This window comes from Paraburkholderia sp. BR10937, assembly GCF_040965695.1.
In the GTDB taxonomy this organism is placed as follows: domain Bacteria; phylum Pseudomonadota; class Gammaproteobacteria; order Burkholderiales; family Burkholderiaceae; genus Paraburkholderia.
The window spans coordinates 1-2,234 of the sequence record NZ_JBFRCL010000130.1; the positions used below are offsets into that span (position 1 = coordinate 1).

Annotated in this window: 3 protein-coding genes and 1 pseudogene; 3 read left to right on the top strand and 1 reads right to left on the bottom strand. The window is 53.8% G+C overall.

The genetic code is table 11. The annotated features are described in order from the left end of the window. Positions 1–316, top strand: a pseudogene (locus AB4Y44_RS42225) (hypothetical protein); the annotation flags it as partial. A 6-nt stretch (positions 317–322) separates the two neighbouring features. Continuing rightward, positions 323–598: a hypothetical protein gene (locus tag AB4Y44_RS42230; protein ID WP_368702791.1), complete on the top strand. Its 276-nt coding sequence runs from the start codon at positions 323–325 to the stop codon at positions 596–598. A 532-nt stretch (positions 599–1,130) separates the two neighbouring features. Here AB4Y44_RS42230 and AB4Y44_RS42235 read toward each other — a convergent pair. Beyond that, positions 1,131–1,586 carry a helix-turn-helix domain-containing protein gene (locus AB4Y44_RS42235; RefSeq protein ID WP_368702792.1) on the bottom strand — a complete coding sequence of 152 codons (456 nt, stop codon included), beginning with the start codon at positions 1,584–1,586 and terminating at the stop codon, positions 1,131–1,133. Positions 1,587–1,863: 277 nt separating this feature from the next. Between AB4Y44_RS42235 and AB4Y44_RS42240 the strand changes: the two genes are divergently transcribed. Next, complete coding sequence (locus tag AB4Y44_RS42240; protein WP_368702793.1) at positions 1,864–2,166, top strand: type II toxin-antitoxin system HigB family toxin; 303 nt, start codon at positions 1,864–1,866, stop codon at positions 2,164–2,166. The last annotated feature ends 68 nt before the right edge of the window (positions 2,167–2,234 follow it).

Here is a 2,234-nt window from a genome sequence, read left to right on the forward strand (position 1 = left end):
GCGTCATGGGAGTGCTGTTAGTCTTGTCGACTTCGTTGATCCGAACATGCCACTCGTGCATTTCATGCACCACTCGATCCTTGCGTTCCGGTCGTGGATGTCAGAGCTTGAAAAGAAACGACCTAACCGCCGGCAATTTCCCCACGTGATGCGCGAGTCGCTGTTTTCGGGCAACGATGCTGGATGGGTGGCATACGTAGAGCATGTACGCAAATCTGCACCTTGGTTTGACGTCCGTGAGCCCGGCGAGGATGACATTTTCCATCCACGAGGCGGGCGGTTAGCGACGTTGGTGCGGATCTTCTTCGTTGAGTGACTCGCTATGACGCAGTGGTATTTCTGTAAGCCGTTTCTGCTTGTTGCAGCAACGGTGGTCGTCCTGTATGCGGCCGATGCGGTCTATCCGACCTGGTCTTGGGAGTGCCGGGGGCGGGGTTACACGAGTAACGACGAAAGTTTGCCGATTGTCGCGCTCGAGATCCCGGAACTGGGTCAGAACGTCGACAAGCGTGCTATGCATGTGAGCCACCCCCAAGGCTGCTCAATTCATGCAAACAACATCGCACGCCGTGTATTTGACTGGTGGGTGAGCGACTGACGGCATAACAACAGCTGGATTAGACGCAAGACCGTGCCCGCTTGAAACGGCTGAACCGTTCCAGCACTCGGCAGTCAGTCGGATTCCCTGTCAGCTGGCCAGACGCAATCACTCGGGCTGGCCACGTGGCGTTGTTGCGAAGGCATTCGTTTCGTCGAGCGCCCGCATGGCCTCATTGATCCTGCGACGCTCTGCACTCGAAACGATGAGACGCATGAGCCACCATGCCGCTCCGACAGCAGTTGCCAGACGGACTAGCCTATGTTCGATCATGACTGTCTCCCACAACTGCTAAAATTGAAAACGCCTGGTGCGAAAAAACAGGATGTTGGACGCCCCGTTTTTCCGCGACTATCTTCTGCGGCGTACTGCAAGGGTGTTGGACGCCCGTGCAGCCCTGCCAAGGATCCGCAAAGGATGGACAGGACTTCTCGCATTTCACCGTCGGGTAGGCCGAGTATTGGACACTCGGTCTGCATCGACGTCTTGCTGCCTAGTACGGTTGGACGCGTACACAAGCTTTCCTGCTTAGTTATCCCGCGGACAGCGCAGACGCAATCTGCTCACCGGCCTGTTCAGCTGTCTGAACTTTCCATCTCGCAGCCTGGGCTTCTCTGCCCAACTCCTGCAGCTTACTGACAAGTGGCGCCAGGTCGAACGACACTTTCTCTTTCTCTTCCTCGCCAGCGACCCGCGTCAGGTATCCCTTTTCTTCAAGTCCCTTCATGTGTCGCTGCACTGTACGGGCAGTCACACCCATGCGCCGGGCAACGGTCGCCGGCTTGGTATAGGGCAATCGATCCCTTTCCCACCACGCCAGCAGCAAATGCATGGTCACCAGCATTTCCCCATCGCTCAAGTGAAGCGTGCGTTGCTCGCGCAGGAGAATTGCAGGGATAACCGTGAATCCGGGCAGCAACGCGTCTCCAAACTTCTCTTGGATCGGGAAACGGCTCAGTTCGAGGTCTGCGACGGCTGCTGTGCTCATGAAAACAAATTCTAACACCTTCCACGTAATATTGACTAACGTATATTATTATGCGACAAATTTGTCGCGACAAATTTGTCGCGACTGGCCTCCCCACCGTACTTGCGGTTTTTTCGCAAAACGCGAACTTCGCATCTTGCGAACTTCGCGTTTTGCGAATATACTGGCTCTGCATTCGCATCTTTCGGCACGCGATTGCTACTTTTCATAGGGGCCTGGCCCCACTAAAGGAGGATTGCCATGAACAACGCTCTAATCATTTCGAAGGAAAAGCAAGATGCGGGTCATCTCCAAGAAAGCTCTCGAAGAGTTTATTGATAAACACTCAGCCGCGAAAAGTCCTCTCATGACCTGGTACAGGCTGGCAAGTAGCTGCCAAGCCGATGACCTTTCCGGTCTTAAGAAGACGTTTGGTACTACAGTCGATTACGTTCCAACAAAGTTTTATGTGTTTGATGTTGGAGGAAACAATTTCCGAGTCGTCGCTACAGTCCATTTCAACCGGCAAATGTTGTTCATTCGTCATGTGCTAACGCACAAGGAATATGACGAATGGACAAGGAAGAATAGAAGGAAATGAACATTCATAGCCATTCGGGAGGCTTTCCCGAATTTGCGAAGACCTGGTCCGCCCTGCAGGGCCAGGTT